Genomic DNA, 25863 nt, shown 5'->3' on the forward strand with positions numbered 1-25863 from the left:
CCCGGTCAGGCCGGCGACAGATAGGACGATGCCCAGCCCAGCCCGGCCTCGGTCCCGGCGGCGGGGGCATATTCGCAGCCGATCCAGCCGGCGTAACCGAGCGAGTCGATATAGGGGAGCAGCCAGCCATAATTGATCTCGCCGTCGCGCGGCTCGTGGCGGCCGGGATTGCCCGCGATCTGGATATGGCCGATCTGCGGTAGCAGCCGCTCGATCGAGCGTGCGACGTCGCCCTCCATGATCTGGAGATGGTAGACGTCGAACAGGAGCTTGACGTTGTCGCGCTCGACCGCTTCGATCACCTCGATCACGGAGGCCGAGCGATCGTAGAAATAGCCGGGAACGTCGACGCGGGTGTTGATCGGTTCGAGCACCAGCGTGATCTTCTCCGCTGCGGCGCGGTCGGCGGCGTGGCGGACGTTGCTGACCAACGCGCGCGTCCAGGCGGCGCGATCCGCCTCAGGCGGGATCTTCCCCGCCATCGCATGCAAGGTCGTGCACCCGGTGGCGCGCGCATAAGCGAGCGCCTGTTCGACGCCGCGCTCGAACTCATCGGTACGCGCGGGATCCGCAGCGAAGCCGCGCTCCCCCGCGGCCCAATTCCCCGCGGGAAGGTTGAACAGCGCGACGGCCAATCCATGCCGCCGCGCCGCCTCCGCCACGTCCGCCGCGGCCTCGTCGTAAGGCGAGACGAACTCGACCGCGTCGAATCCCGCCGCCGCGGCGGCCGCGAAGCGATCGAGGAAGGGTCGGTCGGTGAACAGCATCGAAAGGTTGGCGGCCAGCCGGATCATGGTCTTTCTCCCGGCAGCACCAGCACTGCCCTGAAATCATTGACGTTCGTTCGCGTCGGACCGGTGACGATCAGGTCCCCCAGCCGGTCGAACAATGTCGCACTATCATGGCCGGCCAATCGCGCGCGCGCATCCTCGCCGACCGCGGCGGCGCGCGCGACGGTGTCGGGAGCGATCAGCGCACCGGCCGCGCGGCTACCGCCATCCTCGCCGTCGGTGTCCGCCGACAAGGCCCAGACGCGCGGATCGCCGTCGAGCGCGCAGGCCAGCGCCAGCGCGAATTCGGTGTTGCGCCCGCCACGGCCCGCGGCCGCGCCGGCGAGCGTCACCACCGTCTCGCCGCCCGACAGCAGCACCGTCGGCACGCCCACCGGGCGGCGCGCGCGTGCCGCCATCTCGCGCCCGAGCGCGACGCTCTCCCCCTCCAGATCATCGCCGAGCACGATCGGCTCGAGTCCCAGCGCGCGCGCCGCGGTCGCCGCGGCGGCCAGCATCGCCGCCGGGGTACTCGCCAGCCGCATCTCCGTCGCGCCGACCGGCTCCGGGGCGGGCAGGACGCAGCCGAGCCGCGCCGCGACCGCGGGAGGCAGCCGGTCACCCAGCAGCGCGACCACGGGGGAGAGGTCCACCTGCGTCGTCGTGTCGGGCAGCGAGGGGCCGGACGCGATCGAGGCGACGTCGTCGCCCGGGATATCGCTGATCGCGATCGTCACGACGCGCGCGGGCTGCGCCGCGGCGAGCAGCTTGCCGCCCTTGATCGCGGACAGACGGCGGCGCACCATGTTCATGGTCTTGATGTCGAGCCCGGAGGAGAGCAGCAGCCGGCTGACCTCCTGCTTGTCCGCGAGCGTGATCCCCGGCGCGGGCAGCGCGAGCACCGATGAGCCGCCGCCCGAGATCAGCACCAGGACGAGGTCGTCGGCCTTTAGTCCGTCGACCGCGGCGAGCACCGCGCGCGCCGCCGCCTCGCTCGCCGCATCGGGTACCGGATGCGCGGCCTCGCGCACCGCGATGCGTCCGGCGGGCGCGGCATAACCGTAAGGCACCACCACCACGCCGGAAAGATCGACGTCGCGCCATGCCGCGTCCACCGCCGCCGCCATCGACGCCGCCGCCTTGCCCGCGCCGACCACGATGCAACGCCCGCGCGGCGCCTCGGGCAGATGCGGCGGCAGCACCACCGCCGGGTCGGCGCTCGCCACCGCGGCCTCGAACAACCGTCGCAGCGCGCGGCGCGCCGCGGCATCGTCCCAGGCGGCGATCGGCGAGAGCGGCTGGACGGTCATGCGAGATCCACCGCGACCACCTCATGGAGCGCGACCTGCGGCACGTCGACGATCAGTCGCCCGCGCTCGCGCCGGAAGCTGGCGTCGCGCTCGGCCTCGAGCAAGCGCACGCGCGCCGGGGTAGCGCCGGGCGGCAGCAGCAGCGACACCTGATACGGCCCTGCAGGCAGGACCTCACGCATATAGCCGCGCATCGCCATGGGGTTGGTGAGGTTGACCAGATGCGCCGCGAGCGAGCGCCGCTGACGCCAATAGGCCAGATCGAGCAGGCCGGGGCCGGTGACGGTCATCGGCGGCTCCTCGTCGGTCGCCCAGCGCACCGCATTGGCGAGCAACGTGAGATGATCGCCCGTCGAATTCTCCCAGAAGGTGCGGTCGAGATCGAACGGGAAATATACCACGCGCCCCTTCCCGACCCGGCGCGCATAGACCATCGGCGTGTCGGTCTGTCGCGTCGCGGTATAGACCTTCTCCATCGGCAGATCGGGGTAGCTGGGGACGGCGGTGAAGGCAGCGCGCGGTACCGGTCCGCGCGGGCGCACATGGACCAGCTTGGTCCCGCCCATGATCCGCGGCGTATCGTCCAACCCGGCGGTGAGCGGGTGCGGCCCGCGGACGCTCAGGTAATTGTTGGGAACACGCTGGTCGACACGGCCTGCGAAGTCACAGCCGAACAGGTCGGCCAGCCCGAAATTGGCGCGGCGTTTGCCCCATTCGTCGTAGAGCGAGGTCTCGTGCGTCGCCACCAGCGCGCCGCCCCGCTCGACGTAACGGCGCAGCGCGGCACATTGCGCGTCGGACAAGGCGGCGATGTTGGGCAGGACGATCGCCTGATAGCGGTCGATCGCAGCGGGTTCGAGCAGCCGCTCGTCGACGAAGGCGAAGGGGACGCGCGCCTCGACCAAGGCCTGGTAGAAGCCGTTGACCGCATCGTCCGATCCGCCGCGCAGCGACTGCGCGTCCTGAGGCCCGCCCGCGCCCCCACCGACCGGCTCGGCGACATAATAAGTCGCGGTCTGCGCCGAGTGGAGCATCGCGACGCGCGCCAGATTGTCGGTGTTGCGGAAGTAGGTCTCGTGCCGCGCGTGCCAGGCATAGGATTCGGTCACCGCCGGCACCCATCGCTTGTCGAACACCTCGGCCTTGAACTTGGTCATCCAGGGGCGGAAGCCATGGGCCAGCCCGTCGTGGAGATAGGCGCGGATCTCGGTGGGTGCCTGCACCGAGTCCATGAAGCGATAGGGCGTCGCGGTCTCGCCGACCGCGAAGATGCCGCTGACCGGACGATCCGGCATCAGACAGGCGGTCTCCTTGGCGCTGCGACCGTTGAGCCAGGCGGGTGCGTTGCCGCTGCGCGCCTGGCGGTCCGCGAACAACGCGCGCGCGGTGCGCCGCAGCCGACGCGGGTCGAGCCGACCCCAGGTGCCGGGGGTGAAGAAGGCACGTGGGTTGGCGGCGGTGACCGTCTTGTTCCAGGCATCGAGCTGGGCGTAGCGGACCTCGTCGTCCCAGATGAGATAGGCGCGTACCGCGGGATCGGAGACGTCCTTGAGCGAGGCGGGGATGGCACGACCACTGGCGGCGCGGAACTTGGTGGTACAGACGTCGCAATGGCAGATGCCCGCGCTGCCCGCCCAGCGATTGCCGAAGACGCCGTCCACCGGATAGCGCGACACGATCTCGCGCAGCACCTGCGGCATCCACTCGAACGTGACCGCCCCGTTTGGGCAGGTGAGGAACAATTCGGGATCGGCCGGATGGCGTTTGGGCTGGCCCTGCGCATCGCGCGCGACCCAGCCGGGCTGCGCCGCGAGCACGTCGGCGCGCATCGCATGCGGATCGACGCGCGCGAGCACGCGGATGTCCATCGCCTTGACGTCGCGGACGAGCTCGCCGAACATGTCGCTCTCGCCCAGGAAGGGGCTGCGATAATGGTGCGCGATCTCGGTGGGGTAGAAAGCGGTGACCCCGCCCGCGCTGAGGCACACGCCCTGCGTGCGCGTGCGTCGCAGGAAATCGAGCCAGAAGGCCTTGTCGTAGCGACCGGGGTCATCCTCCGTGGCGCAGATCTGCACCCAACGCATCGGCTCCCATTCCCAGCCGGTGGCGCCCGACGGGGTCGCGACCGCCCCGGACGCCTCGGTCGCGCCGGCGATCCCGAGCGCGGCGGCGCCGCCGATCACCGCGCGACGATCGATCGTCATGCCGCGCGCTTCGCTGTCGTGCATCATCCTCTCCCCGTTTCGATGATGGCTAATCTTTCTTACCATGGCACGCAAGGGTGAAGAAGGTGCGAGCGCGCGGGTCAGCGACGATCCGGTTGCTTAGGATGCCAGTGACGCGGCCGTGCCCATCTTAGCCGATCTCGCTATGGTGGAGCGCGCCTCGGCGGGCGACCTCGTGAGTGACTCCTCTCGAGCGAGAGGCTTGGAGGCCATCCGCCGCGTAACTAAGTTTGGCTAGTTCAACTATCCAATTGATCCCCTCGCCTCGCTGTCCTATCCACGCCGGCGACACCGACAGGTGCGATGACAGCGAGGGGAGAAGGACGTGTTCCATCAACTGGTGACTCCCGTTGCCGGCGGGCTGCTCCCCTCGTTCCTCGTCGCCGCGCTGCCGATCGCGACGGTGCTGGTGCTGCTCGGCGTGTTGCGGCGCCCGGCGTGGCAGGCCTCGCTCGCCGGGTTGGCGGTGGCGTTCGCGCTCGCGGTGCTCGTCTGGCAGCTGCCCGCCGGGCTCGCGCTCAACAGCGTCGCGGCGGGTGCGACCTTCGCCGCCTGGCCGGTCATGTGGATCGTGCTCAACGCGCTGCTGCTGTACAATGTCGCGGTCGCGTCGGGCAGCTTCGCCGCGTTCAGCGCCTGGATGGTGCGCCATCTGCCCAACGACCGCCGCGTCGCGCTGATCGTCATCGGCTTCTCCTTCGGCTGCCTGCTGGAGGGAGTCGCCGGCTTCGGCACGCCGATCGCGATCACCAGCGCGTTGCTGGTGACGCTCGGCTTCCCCGCGGTGGAGGCGATCGTCTTCACGCTGATGTTCAACACCGCGCCCGTCGCCTTCGGCGCGCTGGGGTCGCCGATCATCACGCTGGGGGCGGTGACCCAGCTCAACGACGTCGCGCTCGGCGCGATGGTCGGCCGGCAACTGCCGCTGATCGCGCTGCTGCTGCCCTTCTACGTCATCGCGGTCTATGGCGGGCTCCGCGCGGTGCGCGGCGTCTGGCCGGTGCTGCTGGTCGCCGGCGGATCGTTCGCGGCGATGCAATTCCTGTCATCCAATTTCCTCGGCTATGCACTCACCGACGTGCTGTCGTCGCTGGCGTCGCTGATCTCCACGCTGGTGTTCGTGAAGCTGTGGCGCGTCGCGCCCGATCCCGCCTTCGCGCTGCGCCCGGCCGACGACATGCCGGTCGCGACGGGCGCCGGGCTCAAAGGCTGGCTGCCGTGGATCGTGCTGTCGATCACCGTGATCCTGTGGGTGCATCTGAAGGTCAGCGCGCTCGGCGAGTTCAAGCTCGACTGGCCGGGCCTGCACGAGGCGATCTTCATCACGACCTACGGCAAGGCCTATGCCGCGGTCTGGTCGTTCCAGCCGCTCGCCACGGGCACCGCGATCCTGGTCGCCACGATCGTCACCGCGCTGCTGGTGCGGCTGACCTCGGCACAGCTCGTGACCGCGGGCCGGCAGACGCTGCGGCAGATCCGCCTGCCGCTCGCGACGACGATGACGATCGTCGGGCTGGCCTATCTGATGAACTATTCGGGCATGGCCTATACGCTCGGGGTGGGGGTCGCCTCGGTCGGGCCGCTTTTCCCGCTGCTGTCGGCCTTCCTCGGTTGGCTCGCGGTGTTCCTGTCGGGCAGCGACACGTCGGGGAACGCGCTGTTCGGCAACCTGCAGGTGGTGGCGGCGCGCCAGCTCGACCTCAATCCCACGCTCATGGCAGCGACCAACGCGTCAGGCGGGGTGCTGGGCAAGATGATCTCGCCGCAGAATATCGCCACGGGAACCAGCACCACCGACTGCCGCGGTCATGAGGGCACGATCCTCGCGCGCACCTTCAAGCACAGTGTGGCGCTGACGCTGCTGCTCGGCGTGATCGTGATGGTGCAGCAGCATCTGCTGCCGTGGATGATCCCGGGCTGAGAGGAACGCCGCCGCTGGTTCTCCGCGTCGCCAGCCTCATGGCACGACGGTGAAGGGCGCCGGCATCCGTGACGCCGCCCCATACTGGGCCGCCGCATCTGCACTGATACCGGTTCGATCCGCGATGGCTGGCGGGCAAGCACCGCGCGCCCGATCATGGGCCAACGCGAGCACGATCGCCCTCACCGTCCCGTCCGCTATATCGTCGGCGTCAGGCGTCCACCGCTTTGCGCCGGCGCGGCGCGACGATGTCGCCGCGGGCGAGCCGGCGGATGCTCGCCTCGAGGCGGCGCTCGGCCTCCTGGATCTCGCGCTGGGTGCGCATCGCGGTCGTCATGTGCAGCCGCGCCGCGGCACGCGCCGCCTCGACCTCGCCCGCCATGATCGCGTCGTAGATCGCCTGATGCTCGCGTAGCTGCGAGTCCTTCTCCTGACGATGTTCGTAGAGATTCTTGCGGTTGAGGTAGACGTTCGAGCGCAGGATGCCCTCGATGCTGCGCATGAAGTGCAGCATCATGAGATTGTGGCTCGCCTCATAGATGGCGAAGTGGAATTCAGCGTCGGTCCGCGCGATCTCGTCGACGTCCTGCGCCCCGTGCGCGGCCACCATCGCCTCGAAACAGCGCGTGATCGCGTCGCGGTCGACCGACGAGGCGCGCTCGGCGGCGAAGGCAGCCGCGGCGGCCTCCATCTCGGCGCGCAGCTCGAGGCAGTCGATCCGCGCCTCGGGCGTATCCATCAGCTGGAGCAGCGGGTCGCGCAGGCTCTTGCCGATCTGGTCGCTCACATGCGCGACACCCTGCGCGTTGGTGGTGAGGAAGCCCGCCGCGATCAGCTTGTCGAGCGCCTCGCGCAGAGAAGGGCGCGAGACATCGAGCTTGGCTGACAGTTCGCGCTCGGACAGCAACCGCTCGCCCGGTCGCAACGCGCCCTCGAGGATCATCTGCTGGACATGCTCGGCGATCGCGTCGGCCAGCTTGGCGGGGCGGAGCGAGGGTGCGTTCATCGGGAGGCGCCTGGAACCATGTCAGGAATATAGCGCCGCGACGCGCCCGCCGGAAGGACGATCGCTCAGGCGCCGAGCAAGACCGCCTCGAACGCGGGCACCGGCGGCAAGGCGAACCAGAGATGGTCGGCGTCGCCCGCGCGGCGCGTCCCCGCGATCGCCTGCCCAGCGACCAACGCGCGAGCGCCGCGCGGTGCGCCCCGTACGCCGAGCCGGAGGTCGTGGACCGCGGGTGGATCGACGTAGCGTGTGTCACGCTGCCCGGCATAATTCACCACCGTGACGAGCGCCGTGCCGTCGGCGCGCGCCATCGTCATCAATTCGACCGGACCGGCGCCCTCGAGGCGGTAGCGCGGCGCCGGCTGGCCGCGCGCCACCAGCGCGGCGACGATCTCGCGATGCGCCGCCAGCCCGTCGCGATGATAATGCCAGCCGAGCCACCACGGCACGTGGATCGCCTCGCCGCGCCCGTGCCGCCGCACCGCGATACCGGGATCGCGGCGCGGCGCGTCGCCGGGCACCGCATAGCTGAACTCCGGCGGGCCATAACGTTGATCGGGGGCGAAGCGCATCAGCGCCTCGGCCCCCGCGCGCCCGTCTCCGCCGACGTAATCGCCGTCGAGCGGGACGCGGCCCGCCACCGCGATCGCGCCGCGCGCGGGGTCGAGCGTCCATCCTTCCGCGGGACGGGGGGCGGCGTAGCGCGTCAGGGGAAAGGCCGTCAGCGGCACCGTCGCGCGCGACCGGCCGCGCTCGTCATAGGCACCGAGCAGCCCCGTCGCGATCAACGTGCCGCCGCGCGTGACAAAGGCGTCGAGCGCGCGTGCCTCGGCGTCGGACAGCAGCATGACGTTGGGGCAGAGGATCACGTCATAGCCGGCGAGATCGTCGCTGCCGTCAGCCACGCGCGCGTCGCTGACGAGCCGGAACGGCACGCGGGAATCGACGAGCGCGCTGTAGAGGCCGCGGAACTCGGCGGTCTGGCGTGCCGCATGAGGAGTCATCCCGCCGCGCCGCGCGGTCGCGCCCGACTGATACAGGCCGACACGCGAGTCCTCCGCCATTCCCGCATAATGCGCGGCGTTGGCGGCGCGCCAGTGGAACAGCCGCGACACCGTGGGCAGGTACGTCGGGTCGTCCTGATCCGCGATCGTGCCCATCAGATAGAGGTCGAGCTTGGCCCCCACCCCCATCGCCTGCGCGAAGCGATTCGCGTGATAGGCCGCGCTCTCGGTCACCTGACGCCAGGGATAATCGACGTGCGCGGTCGAGGTCGACGACCAGGGCTTGCCGGGATTGCGCGCGAGCGCGCCGCGGCATTGCTCGCCCGACTGGTGCGCCCATTCGGGGGCGGCGCGATCGACGCGGCGCTGAACCTCGCCGCGACCGACCTGCTCGATGCTGTCGTGCTGCGCGATCGGCACGCCGGGCGCGAGCGTCGCGATATGCGCGGAGATGCGCTGGCGCAGTTCCTCGGAGGTGCGCGCCTGGAAGTCGAGATAATCGGGCCAGGCGGGATCGCCGAAGCCCTCGCGCGCGGGCAGATCGCGATGGTACATCGCGCGGAAGGCCGCCGCGCAATTGTCGCACACGCAGATGCCGTGATCGACATTCGCATAGTCGGTGCGCGGATAGCCCGTCATGTTGAAGAAGATGCCGTCGGGCTTGTAGCGCGTGAGCCCCTCGCTCAGCAGCTTGAGCCCGTACTCCTTGGCCCATGCACCGTTGGGGCAGGCCTGGTAGGTGCCGGCGAAGGTCCGCGGTGTCCCGTCGCGATTGCGCATGAACCAGTCCGGATGCGCGTCATACACCGGCTTCATCGCCTTGGAGAGGTCGAAGCGGCCGATATAGGCGAGCCCCTCCGCCTGCGCGGCGTCGATCATGCCGCGGACAAAATCACCGCGCAGATAGGGGTTGCGCCGCTGATAGGGCAGCGCCGTCGGGTAGAAGGCGACGATGCCGCCGATGTTCGACACGATCGTGTTGCCGCCGAACGCGCGCACCGCCCGCGCGATCGCGCGCGGGTCCTCGCGCGCGTCGATCTCGCGCAGATTGGTCTGGACGATGCGATAGTCGCCGAGCCACCAGCGCTTCGGATCGAAGCCGGCGGTGCGTGTCGTGCCGGGCTGCGCCGTCGCGCCACCGGCGACGCCGAGGCCGGCGAGGGACAGCGCCTGCATCACCCCGCGGCGCGACCAGCGGTCGGCGAGCGCGCTCACGCGTCCGTCCGCGCGATGTCATGGTCGGCGAGCGCCTCGAGCGCGCGCACCAGCGCCGAATGATCCCAGTCGGCGCCGCCGCGCGCGACGCAGGCGCTGAACAGCTGCTGCGCGCCCGCGGTGCCGGGCAAGGCCAGCCCGAGCGACCGCGCGCTGCCGAGCGCAAGGTTGAGATCCTTCTGGTGCAGCGCGATGCGGAAGCCCGGCGCGAAGCTGCGGTCGATCATGCGCTGGCCATGGACCTCGAGCACGCGCGACCCGGCGAACCCTCCGAGCAGCGCCGCGCGCACCTTGTCGGGATCGACCCCCGCCTTGGACGCGAACACCAGCGCCTCGCCCACCGCCGCGATGTTGAGCGCGACGATGATCTGATTGGCCACCTTGGCGACCTGACCCGCGCCGACCGCGCCGACCAGCGTGACGTTCTTGCCCATGGCGCGGAACAGCGGCTCCGCGCGCGCGAAGGCCGTGTCGCTGCCGCCGCACATGATCGTCAGGGTCGCCGCCTTGGCGCCCACTTCGCCGCCCGACACGGGTGCATCGACATAGTCGCAGCCGACCGCGGCGACGCGCGCGGCGAAATCGCGCGTCGCGATCGGATCGATCGAGCTCATGTCGATCACCAGCGTCCCGGCGCGCAGGCCGGCGACGACCCCCTCCTCGCCGAACAGCGCGCGCTCGACGTCGGGGGTGTCGGGCAGCATCAGGATGACGACGTCCGCCGCCGCCGCCAGCTCCCGCGCGCTGGCGTGGAGCGTGGCGCCCCCCGCCACCAGCTCCTCGGGCGCCGGTGAGCGATGCGGCGCCAGCAGCAGCTCGTGCCCGGCGGCCTGCAGATGGCCCGCCATCGGCCGGCCCATGATCCCGGTACCGAGGAATCCGATGCGCATAGTCTCTCTCCCAGAAGGCACGGTCAGAAGCGCAGCCGCGCGCCGACGCCGACCACGCGCCCGCGCAGGTCGTGATATTGCGACAGCGTCGCCAGCGCGACCGTGATGCTCGATTCCGCCAGCAGCGGCGGGTCGGTGTCGGTGAGGTTCTCGACCTTGGCGTAGAGCTGCAACCGGTCGGTGACGTCATATTGCACCGAGAGATCGGTGTAGAGATAGGCCGGGTAATGGTTGCGGTTGAGGTCGAGCGGGCCGAACGAATTGTCGAACGTGCCCGGCCCGATATAGTTGAGCAGCACGCGCAGGTTGAGCGGCCCCTGATCATACAGGAAGGTGGTCGAGCCGCGCCATTTGGGTGTCGCGAACCCGCCCTGGAGCTGCCCCGCGGTGTCGACCTGCCCGGTCGCGGTCGAGGAGATCAGCCGATCGACGTAGGTCGCCAGCGCGCGCGCGGTGAAGCGGCCGGCGAACAGCGGGAAATTGTAGCTCGCCTCGAAATCGACGCCGCGGGTCTTGAGCGTCTGCGCGTTGAACGAATTGGCGTTCACCTGCGTGATCGCGTTGCTCTCGTCGCGGATCACCCCGGCGCAGAACACGGGGTCGCCGCGGCCGCAGCGGTCCACCACTTCCTGCTGGCCCGGGGTGATGATCGCGTCGCGCAGGTCGATGTCATAGAAGTCGGCGGAGAGCTGGAGCCGCGGGATGAACGCGGGCTGGAGCACGATGCCGCCGGTGAAGGTATAGGCCGTCTCCGGCCCGAGATTGGGGTTGCCGCCGATCAGGAAATTGACGTTGGCCGTGCGGTTGGTGAGATAGTCCGTCACCGTGCCGATGCGAATATTCGCCTGCGCGAACAGGTCGTTGATCCGCGGAGCTCGGAAATCGCGCGAATAGGTGCTGCGCAGCCGGATGCTGTCGTTGATGGCGTAGTTGAGCCCGACCTTCCACACGCCCGTCGAGCCCACGGTGCTGTAGTCGACGAAGCGCCCTGCGAGATCGAGGTCGAGGCTGCGCGCGAATCCGGTCTCGCGCGCGAGCGGGATCGACACCTCGCCATAGCCTTCCTTGACCTCGAGCTTACCGTAATAGGAGCCGAACGTCCCCTGCCGCCAGCCGTTGACGTCGGACACCGGGTCGGAGCGATTGTCGACCGAGTCGCGACGATATTCCGCGCCGACCGCGACCTTCACCGGCCCGGCCCAGGTGTCGAACAGCTCGCCCGAGACGTTGGCGTTGGCGATCGCGCTCTGTGAGCGCGAGTCCTGGCGCGAGGTGCCGAGCACATAGGCGTTCACCTCTGGCGTGAGCGCGTCGACCCCGAAGATGTTGGCGGGGACGCAGCCGTTGCCGGGGTTGGTCAGCGTCGAGCGGCATACCACCTGGCCGCCGGGGCCAACCACGGGATCGAGCGCGAGCGCCCATTTGGCCTGGTCGCGATTGTTGCGGCCGAGGATGAGCGAGCGTGCGTAGGTGTAGCTGCCGCCGAGCTGCCACTTCCACGTCTCGCTCAGCGCACCGCTCAGCCCGCCGCTGACGCGATAATAGCTGTTCTCGGTCGAGTTGAGGTTCCGCCCCTGCTCGGGGTTGTAGCGGCCGACGCGAATCGTCGTCAGGTTATTCGCCACCATCGCGTCGCGGATGTTGGCGGGGAGATAGGCATTGTCGCGGCGCACCGTGATGTCGCCGTTGTTGGTGTTGTAATTGCCGGTGCTGCGCGCCAGCGTGTTGGCGGCGAGCACGTCGAGCCGCGCCGACAGGCTGGGCGAGACCTCGTAGCTCAGCCGCGCGAACCCGCTGATCTGGCGCGACGCCACCTGGAGCGGCGCGAAATCGGGCTGCGGCATCAGACCCTCGCCGCCCTCCATCCAGACCGTGCCGACATTGCTGCCCTGCTGGAAGCGCGACTGCGTGCCATTGGGGCCGAACTGGATGTTGCGCAGCGGACCTGGCGTGGTGATCACGCCACCCGCGGTCATCTGCGAATAGCGCGCGTTGGGGACGATCAGCTGACGGAACTGGCCGTTGGTCGGCGTGTACGCGGCGTTGGGGATGAAGGTGACGCCGTTGCGCCCCCAGTCGCGCGCGCCCTGGTAGATCACGTCGGGCTGGTCGAAATAGGAGCCCGCGACGATGAACCGCCCGCGTCCGTCGTCGAACTGCCCGCCATAGATCGCGCTGGCCGACACCTGGCCGAGGTCGCCGTGGGTCGAGACATTGTATTGCGCGTCGATCTTTCCTCCCTCGACCTTGTCAGCGAGGATGACGTTGACGACGCCGGTGACCGCGTCCGAACCGTAGACCGAGGAGGCGCCCGCGGTGACGATGTCGAGCCGCGCCACCAGCGGCGCCGGAAGGATGTTGATGTCGAAGCCATTGGCGATCGGGCTGCTGTCGAGCACGCGCTGACCGTCGATCAACAAGAGCGTCCGTGTCGAGCCGAGCGCGCGCATGTTGAAGGTGGCGAGACCGAGGTTGCGCCCGCTGCCGTTGTTGCGGTTGGGCCGCAGCGCGGGGATGTCGCGCAGCAGATCCACGACATTGGTCGCCGCTTTCTGCTCGAGCTGCTGCTCGGTGATGGTGGTGATCGGGGTCGGCGTCTGGAACGTCGAGCGCGCGATGCGACTGCCGGTGACGACGACATCGTCGAACGCCTGGGTGGTCGCGTCGGTCGGCGTCGCCTCGGTCGTGACCGGCGCGGCGGGGGTCTGCGGCGCGCCCGGCGCGGCCGCGGTGTCGAGCGGCGCCACCGCCTGCGCGAGCGCCGCGGCGGGCATCGCCAAGGCCAAGGTCGATGCGCCGAGCGCGAGCGCCCGCGCTGTCAGGATCCTGCTCATATCCCCTCCCCTCAGGCGATCTTGCCGCCTCTCGTCTCCTGACCCTTTGGATAGTTTGCCTTACCATAAAGTCCAGTGGCTAAAATGACCAACCGGATTTTGGCCATCAATCGACACGAAGCGTCGCGGTAGGAGCGGCGCGACAAAGCGGCTAGCGAGGCGCGATGATCACCGATTGGCAATTCTACGCGCTCGCGATCCCGGCCGTGATCCTGCTCGGCCTTGCCAAGGGGGGGTTCGCGGGGATGGGCGCGCTGTCGCTGCCGCTGATCGCGCTGGCGATCGATCCGGTGCGCGCCGCCGCGATCACGCTGCCGCTGCTGATCGCGCAGGACGTCGTCGGGGTGTGGGCATTTCGTCGCACCGTCGATTGGCCGCTGCTCGGCTGGATGCTGCCGGGTGCGGCGCTGGGGATCGCGCTCGGCTATGGCTTCGCCGCGAGCGTCTCCCCCGCCGCGGTGATGGCGGCGGTGGGACTGATCTCGATCCTGTTCGGTCTCTACCGGCTGCGCGTCGCGCGGCGGCCGCGCGGACGGACGGCGGCGCGCTGGCCCGAATGGGTCGGCAGCCTGTTCGGGGTCGCGTCCGGCTTCACGAGCCAGATCGCGCACGCGGGCCAGCCCCCCTTCCAGCTCTGGGTGCTGCCGCGCGACCTGCCGCGCGAGCGGCTGGTCGGCACCACCGCGATCTTCTTCGCCGCGGTGAACTGGATCAAGGTTCCCGCCTATCTCGCGCTGGGGCAATTCACGCGCGCGAACCTGCTCACGTCACTCGCGCTGCTCCCGGTCGCGCTGGTCGCGACCGTCGCCGGGGTCAAACTGGTGCGACGGATCGCGCCCGAGCGCTTCTTCACCGCCATCTACGTGCTGATGATCGGCGTGGGCGTGATCCTGGTGTGGGAAGCGCTGCGATGAGCGGGCGCGCCGTCAGAAATTGGCGCGGATGCCGAAGCCGAACGTCTGGTCGCTGAGGAAATAGGAACGCGGGCGCTCCGCGACGGTATAGACCTCGGTGCCGCGCTGGTTGGTGATGTTGGCGACGTCGACGAACAAGGCGATGTTGTCGCGCAGCTGATAGGTCGCGCTCGCGTCCCAGATACCGAACGACTCCCGCGTCTGCGGCAGGTTCAGCGCGCCGCCCGGGTTGAGGTTGATCGGATAGCTCTCGCGCCAATTGTACGCGAGGCGAGCACGGAATTTGGACAGTTCGTAGGTCAGCGAGGCATTGTACGAGTTCGGCGACAGGCCGGAGAGGGGCTCGCGCCGCTGGAGCGAGCTGTTGTACCGGCTGGAATTGATGTGGGTGAAGCTGAACCGGCCGCCGAAACCGCGCAACGGGCCGGGCAGGAAGTCATATTGCTGCTGGTAGCCGAATTCCCAGCCATCCACCTTGGCGGCGTCGGCGTTGACCAACTGGTCGATCTGGAAAACCTGACCGTCGATCACCTCGGGGATCGACACGCGCTGATAATAACCGTCGATGTCTTTCTTGAAATAGCCGAGGTAGACGAAACCCGGACGGCCGAAATACCATTCGACGGTGGCGTCATATTGGTTGGCGCGATAGGGCCGAAGCTGGGGATTGCCCCCCGATCCCTCGAACGTGTCATAGTCGAGCGTCCGCGTCGGCGAGAGATCGAGGAAGCTCGGCTTGGAGACGACCTCCGAATAGGCGCCGCGCACGACGATATCGGGGGTGATCCGCAGCGCCAGGTTCGCGCTCGGCAGCAGCGCGCTATACTGACGATCGATATCCACCGGCTCGAACTCGCCCGACGCGATCCCGGTGCGATAGCCATTGGCGTCCTGGCGCGTCCGGATATAGCGCAGGCCGACGTTGCCGGTGAGCCGCATCGTGCCGATCTCCTGGCGGATCGTCGCCATCGCATAGGCCGCGCGCGTCGATTCGTCGAACGAATAGGCCAGCAGCGGCTCCAGCGCCGGGAAATCCTCCGCGATGCCATAAGCGCGCAGCAGCCCACGAAAGTCTCGCACCGCACCGGGGGTCGGCCGCGACCAGACCGTGTCGACCAGGTCGAACCGGTTGGCGAAGAGATCGTCCGGGGTCGAATCGAGCGTGTCGGCCAGCGCGGGATTGGGGGTACGGCCGATCAGGCTGATCCCCTCGTCGAAGCCGATCCGGTCCGCCGTGCGCCGCGTCAGTCGGACGCCCCAGCGCAGCGATTCAAGCACGGGCAGGTCGAGCTGCGCGATCACGTCGAGCCGCGTCGCCCATTCCCGCCCCTCATTGGGGTAATTGTAGGTCGAGATGCGGTCGGGCCGATAGGCGGCGCGGTCGAGCAGGTCGATACCCTGATAATCGTAGAAGGGTGTCTCCGGTCGCAGGTCCATCAGGAAATTGGGCGCGATCCCGCCAGTGGTGAGGTCGCGGCGGATCTCGTTCTTCTTGCTCTTGAGCAGGCTGGTGTCGCCGCTCACCTGGAGCCGGCCGGAATAGAGTTTGAAGCCGACCGCGCCCTGCCACACCGAGTTGCGCTCGTCCTGGATGTAGGTGGTGGACTGGAAGGGCACGTTGGCGAACGTCCCTGACTCGAAGGTCATGCCGTCGGGTCGCACCGTGTAGCTCGGCAGGGTCGCGCGCGCGCCATAGAGTGTCTGGTTGAGCCGCGCGGCGATGAACGAATGGTCCTGCGTCCCGGTGTAGCTGTTGTAGATGCCGTCGACGTAGAATTCGTACTCGCCCGGCACCTTGTACTGGATGCGTCCGCCAAGTGCCCAGCGCTCGAACTCGCCCAGCGAATAGCGCGTCGTCAGCGTGGTCGGGACGTAGAGGCTGTCCGCGGGATTGTTGTCGTTGACCAGGCCGTCACCGTTGCGGTCGACGAGGTTGCGCCGATCGGCGAAGGCATCGATCGCGAGCCGGTCGGTGCGGAAGTTGCGGCGATCGTAGATGCCCGAGATGAGGACGCCCAGTCGCCCGTCGCCCACCTGCCAATTGTCCCCGATCAGCCCGGAGAAGCTGGGGTTCACCCGGTCGCTCAGGCGCCGGTAGATGCCGCGCGCGGTGGCCGAGACGGTGAGCTTCTTGAGGTCGGCCGGACTGCGCAGCTTGACGTCGACCGTGCCGCCCAGTCCGGCCTCGATCTGGTCGGCCTGCGGGCTCTTGTAGACGTCGACCCGACCGACCAGCCCCGCCGGGATCTCGCCGAGGTTGAGCGCCCGCCCGACGCCGGAGAAGATCGATCGCCCCGCGAGCGACGTGGTGATCTGGTTCAACCCGCGCACGCTGACGCCCGAGCCTTCGCCGGTGAACTCGTTGCGATCGAGCGCGACGCCCGCGACGCGCTGGAGCGCTTCGGCGACGTTGAAGTCGGGGAGCGCGCCGATGTCCTCGGCGACGACCGAGTCGACGATCTGGTCGGACTCGCGCTTGGTGTCCTGCGCCGACCGGTCGCTGCCACGCGTGCCGAGTACGACGATATCGCCGCTGCCGCCGACTTGCACCGGCTCCGCTTCCGGCTGTGCCGCCCCCGTGTCCGCACCCGTGGGCGGCGATGCGACCTGCGCAGATGCCTCGGCGACCAGCATGATGGACGCCAGGCTGGCGCTCCAGAAGCGTGTTCTCACGACCCTCTCCCTCGTCGGCGCGGTACGTTGCCGCGCGATCTGACAGCAATAAAGTAAGACAAATATGTTTGATTGGTCAAGCAACTTTCCAAGAGGCTGGTCAGCTAAGCCACCGTTTTGGTGGGCAAATGCATCCTGCTTGCGAGCGATCGAGGCTGGTGCCCGCACCGGCGCAGAGCCAAAGGCGCGCCGCGGCCGGGCCGATCCGCTCCCGCGCGGGCCACATAGTCGGACGCCGAGATCGAACGGCGCGGGCCAACTGCCCGGAAACATTACGTCATTTGAGATATAACATATCGTCTCATATCAGCCGCGGCGGGGAGACCACATCATGATCCGTCCTTTACTCACTTCCTTCGCTGCGACCGGCGCGCTGGTGGGCGCGCTGCCTGCGCATGGCCAGACCGATGCCGCGCCCGCCGGCACCCACCGCGCGGACGACATCGTCGTCACCGCCTCCGTGCTCCAGCAACGCGCCGACGAGACCGTTACGCCCGTGCTGACGCTCACCGGCGACGAACTGGTGCACCGGCGCCAGGCGACGCTCGGTGAGACGCTCGCCGGTCAACCCGGCGTCACCTTCGACAATTTCGGCGGCGGCGCGAGCCGACCGGTGATCCGCGGCCAGACCGCCCCGCGCGTGCAGGTCCTCTCGGACTCGTCGGCGATCCAGGACGCCTCGCGCGTCTCACCCGACCACGCCGTGGTAACTGAGCCCTTGTTGCTCAACGGCATCGAGGTGCTACGCGGCCCCGCCACTTTGCTCTACGGCGGCGGCGCGATCGGCGGGGCGGTCAATCTGCTCGACAGCAAGATCCCGACCACGATCCCGCGCGCTGGCATCGAAGGCGTCGCCGAGGGCCGCATCGGCAGTGCCGATGACGAGCGCTCGATCGTGGGTGGCCTGACCGCCGGACTGGGCAATTTCGCGGTGAGGGTGGAGGGCGTGCATCGGTCGAGCGACGACTATCGCGTGCCCTCCTCCTTCGGCGAGCGCCACGTCGCCGGCTCGTACAATGACACGTCCACCTTCACCGTCGGTGGCGCCTGGGTGGGTGAGCGCGGCTATCTGGGTGTCGCCTACACCGATCAGCGCAGCACTTATGGCCTGCCCGGCCATGCCCACGATTATGAGGATTGTCACCCGCACGGCAGCAGCCTCCATTGCGGCGGCCACGACCATTCGCACGACCACGATCATGACCATGATCACGACCACGAGCATGACGCCGTGCCCTATGTCGACTTGCGCAGCGAGCGTTTCGACATCCGCAGCGACTATGAGGATCCCCTGCCCGGCTTCGAGCGCGTTCGGCTGCGCATGGCCTTCACGCGCTATCGCCACGACGAGATCGAGGACGGTGCGATCGCCACGACCTTCCGCAACAAGGGCAACGACCTCCGCTTCGAACTCGCGCACAAGCCGCTGTTCGGTGCGCTGCGCGGCACCTTCGGCGTGCAGCGTATCGAGAGCGTCTTCACCGCCGATGGCGCCGAGGCCTATCTGCCGCGCAGCGACACGCGCAACACCGCGCTGTTCGCGCTCGAGACGCTCCAGGCGGGCGCCGTCCGCTTCGAGGTCGCTGCGCGGCACGAGTGGCAGTCGGTCGCGACCACGCTCCAGCGCCGCGCCGAGCATCGCCCCTTCTCCGTGTCGGGCGCCGCGATCTGGGAGACGAGCGGCGGCTATTCGGTCGCGGTGTCGCTCGCGCGATCGCAGCGGGCGCCCTCCGCGCAGGAGCTGTTCGCGCGCGGCGTCCACCTCGCCACCAACACCTATGAGCTGGGCAGCGCGACGCTCGGCAAGGAGACCGCGCGCTCGATCGACGTGACGCTGCGCCGTACCGCGGGCGCGACCCATTTCACGCTCGGCGCCTATCATCAGGACTTCGACGGCTATGTCTTCGCTGACACGCTCGACCGGTTCGAGGACTTCCGCCTGATCCGCTATGTCGCGCGCGACGCGACCTTCACCGGGATCGACGGCGAGATCCATCACGCCTTCGCGCCGGGCCTCGGTGCCGCGCTGTTCGGCGACTATGTCCGCGCGCGCCTCAAGGACGGCCTCGGGAACCTGCCGCGCATCCCCGCCGGCCGCCTCGGTGGACGCGCCGACGCGCGTGTCGGCGCCTTCAGTGCGGACGCCGAATATTTCCGCGTCTTCGAGCAGGGCCGCATCGCCACGTTCGAGACCCGTACCCCCGGCTATGACATGGTCAACGCCACGCTCGCCTATCGCCTGCCGCTCGGCGAGCGCAGCGCCGAACTCTATGTACGCGGCAGCAACCTGACCAACGCGCTGGCGTTCAACCACGCTTCCTTCATCAAGGACGCGTCGCCGCTGCGCGGGCGCAACCTGGTGGTGGGGCTGCGGGCGCTGTTCTGATGCCCGAGGCCGCGGCCACCACCTTGTTCGCGCATATCGAGGCGCTCCAGGGCGATCTGCCCTGGGGCGCGCTGCTCGATGCCGGGACGGGGTCGGGATCGATCCGCTGGATCGGCTCGCTCGCGACCGAGCGCTGGACCGCGGTGACCGGGGCGGAAGGCCATGCGCGTCAGGTCCGCGACCTGACCGCGGCGACACGGCGGACGGCCGACCGCATCGTGCTGGGGAATTGGGCCGATCCGACGCTGCTCGCGGACGAACGCTATGACACGGTGCTCGCCGACTATCTGCTCGGCGCGGTGGAGGGGTTCGCGCCCTATTTCCAGACGCGGCTGTTCGCGCGGCTGCGGCCGCTCACCGCGAAGCGGCTCTATGTCGTCGGGCTCGACCCTTATGTCACGCTCGACCCGCCCGACGAGCCCGCGACGCGGCTGATCTGGCGGATCGGTCGGCTGCGCGACGCCTGTCTGTTGCTCGCGGGCGAGCGACCCTATCGCGAATATCCCGCGGAATGGGTGATCGACCATCTGCGCCGGTCAGGGTTCGAGCCGATCGCGGCGCGGCGGTTCCCGATCCGCTTCGGTGCGCGCTTCATCGAGGCGCAGCTCGCGATGCTGGCGCCGCGCCTCGCGCGTCTCGCCGATCGCGGCCTCGCAACCGCGCTCGCCGCGCAGGCCGACGCGCTCCGGGCAGAGGCACTCGCCACCGCGGCGGAGCGCGGCGGGCTGGCGTGCGGCCACGACTATGTGATCGCCGCCGAGCCGCGCTGAACCGCCGGTCGATCAGTCGACGGTGAAGGTCGTGGTGGTGATCCGATGCAGGGTCTGCACGGTCGATCCACCGACCGTCACCTTCCCCTCGTCCTTGGTCGCGGCGCTGAGCAAGTGGCGCCCCGGCTCGGCCGATGTGAGCGCGACGACACCCTGCGCGTCGGTCTTGAGCGTCCGGGTGACGCGTTGCGGCGTGATATGGGTGACGTCATGGTTCGTCAGCGGCTGGCCGGCGCGAGTCACCACGAAGCTGTTCGCGGCGGCGCTGACCGGCGCGATCTCAAGCGGCATCGTCGCCCCCGCGCCGCTGCGCCCGGCACGCGCGTAATAGACCACAGCCTCGCGCTTGCCCTCCGGTCCCCACGGGGCGAAGACATTATCGTCCCAGGCACGCACGTCGCCGCGCGGCACCGCCACTTCGAGATACCCCGCCTTGCGCGTCATCGCCGCGGCCGTGGCCGGCAGCAACTTGGGGGCCTTGAGCTTGGCGAACTCGGGATCGCCGCCCGCGGGCTTGGGCTCGCCGGGCTCGCCCAGATAGATACGTGCCGGCCCGTCGCCGTCGCGCTCGATCCACACCTCATGCGCCGAGGCGAGCGCGGGCGCGACGAACAGCATCGCCGCGAGCATCATCTTGATCTTCATGTCCGATCTCCCGTTTTCGCGCGAGCAGCGCCCGGCCACGGCCCTAAACCGCACCCGTCACAGATGCAAGTCGCTCGCATTAGCGTGCGCGTCGGGGCACGCTTCCCTCCACCGACCCGCTTGTGCCATCGTTGGTACAGGCCGCGCAGGGTGGCGAGCGGGAGAGAAAAAAGTGAGACACGCGATCATGGGGCTCGCGCTGTGCGGCGCGGCGACGATGCCGGCACCGGGCAGCGCCCAGACGAGCGACGCCACGCCGCCCGGCTTCGCCGACGCCGCGCGCGTGCGCACGCAGGTCGCCGCGATGCTCGCCGAGATGCGACCCGATCAGGGCTTCATGTGGCGCCCGCTCGTTGGCGACGGCACCAACGTCGCCGCGATCGAGATCTGGAAGAAGCCCGGTCGTCCCGCGCTCCACCCCAGCGAGGCCGAATATGCGATGGTGGTCGAGGGCAAGGGCACGCTGGTCTCGGGCGGCACGCTCGCGCGGTCCCGTACCAGCAAGCCCGGACTGGTCGAGGGCGAGACGATCGAGGGCGGGAGCAGCCGCGCGCTCGCGCCCGGCGACGTGATCTTGATCCCCGCGGGGGTGCCGCATTGGTTCGGCATCACCGGCGAGCGTCTGGTGCTGCTCGGGATGAAGGTGCCGGGGCGGCGCTGAGGCCGTGTCGCGCGGCGAGGATCACGCCGCGGTCCGGCGCGCCTCGGCGCGTTCGCCTTTGACCGCGCCGTCCGAGCGGCTACCAAGGCGCCTCGCCCGCGGGCTGGAACGCACAGGAGTGTCAAGAGGATGAGAGCTATGAAGGGTATCGTGCTGGGCACCGGACTGTTGCTCACGGCGGCGACGGCGGTGGCCCAGGGCCAGCAGGGCGACCCCAAGGCGACCGAACAATGGTCGCCCGCCGTGCCGGTGGTCACGCCCGGCGCCTTCGCCGGCTGGGCCGCGCCCGCCGACGCCATCGTCCTGTTCGACGGCAAGGGACTGGACCGCTGGAGCGCGGTGAAGACCGGCGGCGCCGCGGGCTGGACGGTCGCCGACGGCGCCTTCACGGTGAAGAAGGGGACGGGCAATATCCAGACCCGCCAAGCGTTCGGCAGCTACCAGCTCCACCTCGAATATCGCATCCCCGCCAACATCACCGGCGAGGGTCAGGCGCGCGGCAACAGCGGGCTGTTCCTCGCCTCCACCGGGCCGGGCGACGACGGCTATGAGTTCCAGATCATGGACAGCTACAACAACCCGACCTACGTCAACGGGCAGCTCGGCGCGATCTACAAGCAGACGCCGCCGCTCGCCAATCCGGCGCGTCGCCCGGGCGAGTGGCAGACGATCGACGTCACCTTCGAGGCACCGCGCTTCGGCGCCGACGGCGCGGTGACCCGGCCCGCTTTCGTCACCGGCTATGTCAACGGCGTGCTGGTGCAGGATCATACCGAGGTGCGCGGCGGGACGGTCTATATCGGCAAGCCCAGCTACAAGCCGCACGGCAAGGCGCCGATCAAGCTGCAGGACCACGGCGACCCCAGCCAGCCGATCAGCTTCCGCAACATCTGGGTGCGCGAGCTGCCCGATCCCAAGTGATGCGCCGCGCCGGCGTCAGCGACCGGGCTGGCGCCGGCCGAACCCGGCGACGCGCGAGGGCAGCGCGCTCACAGGGGCCGCGGGCGGGAATTTCTCGAGCAGCCGCGCGACGCGATAGACCACTTCCTCGGGGTCGCACGGCTTTTTCAGATAATCGTTGCAGCCAGCGAAATAGGCGAGCTGGACGTCCTGCTCGTTGCGCCGCCCCGTCAGCATCAGCACGGGCAGGTCGAACAGGTGCGGCGATTTGCGGAGTTCCTGCAGCAGCAGCACGCCGCTCATCTCGGGCATGCTACAGTCCAGCACCGCCACATCGGGACGCCGCGCCTTGATCGCGTGGAGCGCGCCGCGCGCGTCGGTGACATGGCCCGCGCTGTGACCCGCGCCGCGCAACGCGTCGCAGACCAGCTCGCCCCAGATATCGTCGTCATCCGCGACAATGATGTGCGCCATCGGCTCGCCTTCCTCGAAGAGGAGGCTTCCCTGACAGATAATGGCAAAGGCAGCGTTAACGACGCGGCGGCTGGCCGGCGTCAGGCGGCGTCGCGCAGCGCGTCGAGCGTCTGCCGGATCAGATCGTGTCGTCCGGTGCCGATCCAGCCGGGAAGCCCATCTTCCGCCTCCGCCGCCAGCGTGCCGAGCCGCGCCTGACCGAACAGCGCCGCGGTGCCCGCGAGCTTGTGGAGCTGCTCCAGCACCTCCGCCGGGTCACCCCCCTCCCCGCGCGCCAGCCGCTCGAGCGCGTCCAGCGTCGCCGCGGTTCGCGCGGCAAAACGCGCGCGCAGTGCGGGGCTGATCGATGGGGCCGGCACCGCGGGCGCGACGCGCAGCCAGCGCGACACCGTCGCGGCGAGATCCTCGACGCGCAGCGGCTTGGCGAGATGCGCCTGCATCCCGGCGGCGCGGCATGCCTCGACATCCTCGGCGAAGGCATTGGCCGTGAGCGCCACGATCGGCAGCGCTTCGGGCGTGACCCCGGCCGCGCGAAGCCGCCGCGTCGCCGCCAGCCCGTCGAGAACGGGCATCTGCATGTCCATCAGCACCAGCGCGAACGGCTGCCCGGCCGCCGCCGCGGCTTCGACCGCCGCGATCGCCGCCGCGCCGTCGCCGACCAGAGTCGCGTTCAGCCCGAGCTGGCGCACCACCTCGACGATGAGGATCTGGTTGATGTCGTGATCCTCCGCGATCAGCACGCGCGCGCCGCTCAGCGCGCGTGGCGGAAGCGACGGAATCGGCTCGACCGCGAGCGCTACCGGCACGTCGGCGGGGCGGAGCGGCACGTCGAGCGTGAACACCGTCCCCACTCCCGGCGTGCTCGCCACCGACAGCCGCCCCTCCATCAGCCCCGCGAGCCGCGCGCTGACCGACAGCCCCAGGCCGGTCCCGCCATAACGTCGCGCGGTGTTGCTCTCCGCCTGCGCGAATTCGTCGAAGATCGTCTCGAGCCGGTCGTCGGCGATGCCGATCCCGGTGTCGCGGACACTGACACGGAGCCGGTCGTCCTCGACCGACGCGACCACGGCGATCTCGCCCGCCGCCGTGAACTTCACCGCATTGCCGAGCAGGTTGAGCACGATCTGTCGCAAGCGCAGCGGATCGCTGATGAGACGCATCGGGATCGCCGGGGCGATGTCGAGCGACATCCCCACCCCCTTCTGCTCCGCCACGGCCGCCATCAGCCCGGTACAGCGGCGCAGCAGATGGCGCAGGTCGGTAGGCTCGGCGCTGACGCGCATCTGGCCCGCCTCGATCTTGGCGAGATCGAGGATGTCGTTGAGCAGACGCATCATCGCGCGGCCCGAGTCCGCCATCAGATCGAGGTAGCGGCGCTGCTCCGCGGTGGGCGAGGCGGCGAGCAGCAGGTCGACGAAGCCGAGCACGCCGTTCATCGGCGTGCGGATCTCATGGCTCATGTTGGCGAGGAAGCTCGACTTGGCCTGGGTCGCGACCTCGGCATGCGCGCGCGCCGCCTCCAGCGCGAGCTCCAGTCGCTTGCGCGCGCTGATGTCGCGCACCGACGCGATCACACCGCGCGGCGGCTCGCCCGGCCGCGCCGCGATCGCGCGCGTGCTCGCCTCCAGCCAGCGCATCTCGTCCGTCTGCGCCGCACCGCGCCGCGCCTGCCGACAGGTCACGACCTCACGCGCCACCTCCCCGTCGAGCAACCGCGATAGGCTCGCACGCACCGCGGCGCGATCGGCGGGATCGACCAGGCTCAGCAGCGACTGGCCGATCAGTACCTCCGGCGCTACCCCGAAGACTTCCTGCGCCGAGGGCGAGGCGTAGAGACAGGTGCCGTCGCGCCCGACGCGCAGCACCGCGTCGGTGGCATTGGCGGCAAGGAGCGCCAGCTCGGCCTCGGCGCGCTCGCGCAGACGCATGTCGCGTGCGAGCCGATCGTTGGCGCGTTCCAGATCGGCGAACTGGCGGCGGCGCTCGCGCATCACGAAGGCAGCGAGCCCGATCAACAGCGTCGCGCTCGCCAGCCCGGTGATCAGCCCGAGCCGCTCGAGCCGCGCCGCGCGTTCCTGGCGTGCCACCAGCAGCCGCTGTTCGGCGGCCCGGACACGGTCGAGCGCGGCGACCACCGCGGCGGTGTTGCGCTTGCCCGCCGGCGAGCCGGTCAGCGCGATCGCACCGGCAAGATCGCCGGCGCGGCGCCGCCGCACGGCCTCGGCCATGTTGGCGAAACGGTCGTCGAGCCGCGCACGCAGGTCCGCGACATTGCCGCGCTGCGTCGGATTGTCCGCGACCATCCGCTCCAACCGCCGGAACGCGGGGAGCGCGCGATCGCGCGACGTCGCATAGGTCCGCCGCTGATCCTCGTCGCCGGTCAGGACGAATCCGCGCCGGTTGATCTCGGCGCGCATCGCGTGGATTTGCACCTCGTCCAGCGTCGCCCCGACCTCGAACGTGTGCTGGACCCAGGCAAAGGCGGCGCGGCTCTGCCAGCCGAGCAGCGCGGCACTCGCGGCACAGCACAGCAGCAGGACGAAACCGGCCACGAGCGGCAGGCCGGGCGTCAGGCGGTGGTTCGACTCGCTCGACAGGAAGCGCAGGTGGGACATGCGCGGTTCGTACCGCTCCATGGTTAACAAGCCCGTAGTTCAGCCGGAACCGCTTGTTCACGCTCGCGCGCTAGGACGGGCCGCGTCGCGTCGCGCGGGGGGTTATGCTGTTCTGGGCCAGGGAACGAGTGCCGGCGGTGGTCGAAGCGGGCGGCTGGGACGCCGCAGGCCTGCCGCTGCGCGACTGGCGACTCGCGGCCGAGGAGCTCGACGAGATCGCCGCCGCGGCGGCGCGCCTGCTCGACACGCCCGCCGCGCTGGTGACGATCGTCGACGACGAGGCCATGTGGGTCGCCGGACAGTTCAACTCGCGCCTGCGCCGGCTGGAGCGCGGGGAATGCGTCTGCGCGCATGGGATCGCCGAACCGGAGACCATCCTGTGCGTCCCCGATCTGCGCGCGGAGCCGCGCTTCGCGGCGCTGCCGGTCGCGCAGGGACCGGAGGCGGTACGCTTCTACGTCGGCGCGCCGCTGGTGGTCGCGCCCGGGCGGGCGATCGGCATGTTGTGCGGGGTGGATCAAGCGCCGCGCGCGGCGCCGTCACCGGAGCATCGCCGCGCGCTCCGGCGGCTCGCACGCGCCGCGGTCCACCGTCTCCGCCCGGCCGACCAGAGCTGACGTCGCGCCGCCTTCCCGCGACGCAATTTCGTG

18 protein-coding genes are annotated in these 25863 nt (G+C 69.6%); 7 read left to right on the forward strand and 11 right to left on the reverse strand.

What is annotated here, in order from left to right:
- Positions 1-5: 5 nt before the first annotated feature.
- From otnI to EV292_RS05170, 3 genes are read right to left on the reverse strand one after another with little or no spacing between them, the layout of a single operon-like run.
- Positions 6-794: a 2-oxo-tetronate isomerase gene (otnI, locus tag EV292_RS05160; RefSeq protein ID WP_132908040.1), complete on the reverse strand. Its 789-nt coding sequence runs from the start codon at positions 792-794 to the stop codon at positions 6-8.
- Complete coding sequence (locus tag EV292_RS05165; RefSeq protein WP_132908041.1) at positions 791-2080, reverse strand: DUF4147 domain-containing protein; 1290 nt, start codon at positions 2078-2080, stop codon at positions 791-793. Before EV292_RS05165 ends, otnI begins: the two co-directional genes overlap by 4 nt.
- Positions 2077-4308: an alpha-amylase family protein gene (locus EV292_RS05170; RefSeq protein WP_132908042.1), complete on the reverse strand. Its 2232-nt coding sequence runs from the start codon at positions 4306-4308 to the stop codon at positions 2077-2079. Before EV292_RS05170 ends, EV292_RS05165 begins: the two co-directional genes overlap by 4 nt.
- 322 nt (positions 4309-4630) lie before the next feature.
- Here EV292_RS05170 and EV292_RS05175 point away from each other — a divergent pair, with 322 nt between their 5' ends.
- A complete protein-coding gene (locus EV292_RS05175; protein ID WP_132908043.1) occupies positions 4631-6226 on the forward strand; it encodes an L-lactate permease in 1596 nt (531 codons plus the stop codon).
- A 211-nt stretch (positions 6227-6437) separates the two neighbouring features.
- Here the strand turns inward: EV292_RS05175 and EV292_RS05180 are convergent, their stop codons facing one another.
- From EV292_RS05180 to EV292_RS05195, 4 genes are all read right to left on the reverse strand, one after another.
- Positions 6438-7232: an FCD domain-containing protein gene (locus EV292_RS05180; RefSeq protein WP_132908044.1), complete on the reverse strand. Its 795-nt coding sequence runs from the start codon at positions 7230-7232 to the stop codon at positions 6438-6440.
- Between the two features lie 65 nt (positions 7233-7297).
- Entirely contained in the window at positions 7298-9451 is a 2154-nt protein-coding gene (locus EV292_RS05185) for an alpha-amylase family protein (protein ID WP_132908045.1), read from the reverse strand.
- Entirely contained in the window at positions 9448-10341 is an 894-nt protein-coding gene (locus EV292_RS05190; protein ID WP_132908046.1) for a 2-hydroxy-3-oxopropionate reductase, read from the reverse strand. Before EV292_RS05190 ends, EV292_RS05185 begins: the two co-directional genes overlap by 4 nt.
- 23 nt (positions 10342-10364) lie before the next feature.
- Positions 10365-13175, reverse strand: a complete 2811-nt coding sequence (locus tag EV292_RS05195) for a TonB-dependent receptor (RefSeq protein ID WP_132908047.1) — start codon at positions 13173-13175, stop codon at positions 10365-10367.
- Positions 13176-13339: 164 nt separating this feature from the next.
- Here EV292_RS05195 and EV292_RS05200 point away from each other — a divergent pair, with 164 nt between their 5' ends.
- Positions 13340-14089 carry a sulfite exporter TauE/SafE family protein gene (locus EV292_RS05200; protein ID WP_132908048.1) on the forward strand — a complete coding sequence of 250 codons (750 nt, stop codon included), beginning with the start codon at positions 13340-13342 and terminating at the stop codon, positions 14087-14089.
- Positions 14090-14101: 12 nt separating this feature from the next.
- Here EV292_RS05200 and EV292_RS05205 read toward each other — a convergent pair whose 3' ends face one another.
- Positions 14102-16762, reverse strand: a complete 2661-nt coding sequence (locus tag EV292_RS05205; RefSeq protein ID WP_165927016.1) for a TonB-dependent receptor — start codon at positions 16760-16762, stop codon at positions 14102-14104.
- A gap of 331 nt (positions 16763-17093) precedes the next feature.
- Here EV292_RS05205 and EV292_RS05210 point away from each other — a divergent pair, with 331 nt between their 5' ends.
- On the forward strand, positions 17094-19148 hold the full coding sequence (locus EV292_RS05210; protein WP_132908050.1) for a TonB-dependent receptor: 2055 nt from the start codon (positions 17094-17096) through the stop codon (positions 19146-19148).
- The gene (locus EV292_RS05215) at positions 19148-19918 is read left to right on the forward strand and encodes a hypothetical protein (protein ID WP_132908051.1); all 771 of its coding nucleotides are present in this window, start codon (positions 19148-19150) and stop codon (positions 19916-19918) included. The genes EV292_RS05210 and EV292_RS05215 overlap by 1 nt, the downstream gene beginning before the upstream one ends.
- 12 nt (positions 19919-19930) lie before the next feature.
- Here the strand turns inward: EV292_RS05215 and EV292_RS05220 are convergent, their stop codons facing one another.
- Complete coding sequence (locus EV292_RS05220; protein ID WP_243693606.1) at positions 19931-20563, reverse strand: DUF4198 domain-containing protein; 633 nt, start codon at positions 20561-20563, stop codon at positions 19931-19933.
- Between the two features lie 172 nt (positions 20564-20735).
- On the opposite strand from EV292_RS05220, the gene EV292_RS05225 reads away from it, so the two are divergent.
- Together EV292_RS05225 and EV292_RS05230 are read left to right on the forward strand one after the other, a co-directional pair.
- The gene (locus EV292_RS05225; protein ID WP_243693607.1) at positions 20736-21224 is read left to right on the forward strand and encodes a cupin domain-containing protein; all 489 of its coding nucleotides are present in this window, start codon (positions 20736-20738) and stop codon (positions 21222-21224) included.
- 138 nt (positions 21225-21362) lie between these two features.
- On the forward strand, positions 21363-22145 hold the full coding sequence (locus EV292_RS05230; RefSeq protein ID WP_207913339.1) for a DUF1080 domain-containing protein: 783 nt from the start codon (positions 21363-21365) through the stop codon (positions 22143-22145).
- A 15-nt stretch (positions 22146-22160) separates the two neighbouring features.
- Here EV292_RS05230 and EV292_RS05235 read toward each other — a convergent pair whose 3' ends face one another.
- Together EV292_RS05235 and EV292_RS05240 are read right to left on the reverse strand one after the other, a co-directional pair.
- Complete coding sequence (locus tag EV292_RS05235) at positions 22161-22598, reverse strand: response regulator (RefSeq protein WP_132908053.1); 438 nt, start codon at positions 22596-22598, stop codon at positions 22161-22163.
- An 80-nt stretch (positions 22599-22678) separates the two neighbouring features.
- Positions 22679-25213, reverse strand: coding sequence for an ATP-binding protein (locus tag EV292_RS05240; RefSeq protein ID WP_165927017.1), 2535 nt, complete (start codon positions 25211-25213; stop codon positions 22679-22681).
- A gap of 137 nt (positions 25214-25350) precedes the next feature.
- Between EV292_RS05240 and EV292_RS05245 the strand changes: the two genes are divergently transcribed.
- Positions 25351-25830 (forward strand): GAF domain-containing protein, encoded by a 480-nt coding sequence (locus EV292_RS05245; protein ID WP_165927018.1) that lies wholly within the window; start codon positions 25351-25353, stop codon positions 25828-25830.
- Positions 25831-25863 lie beyond the last annotated feature (33 nt).

This window comes from Sphingomonas sp. BK235 (assembly GCF_004345855.1).
Lineage (GTDB): Bacteria > Pseudomonadota > Alphaproteobacteria > Sphingomonadales > Sphingomonadaceae > Sphingomonas.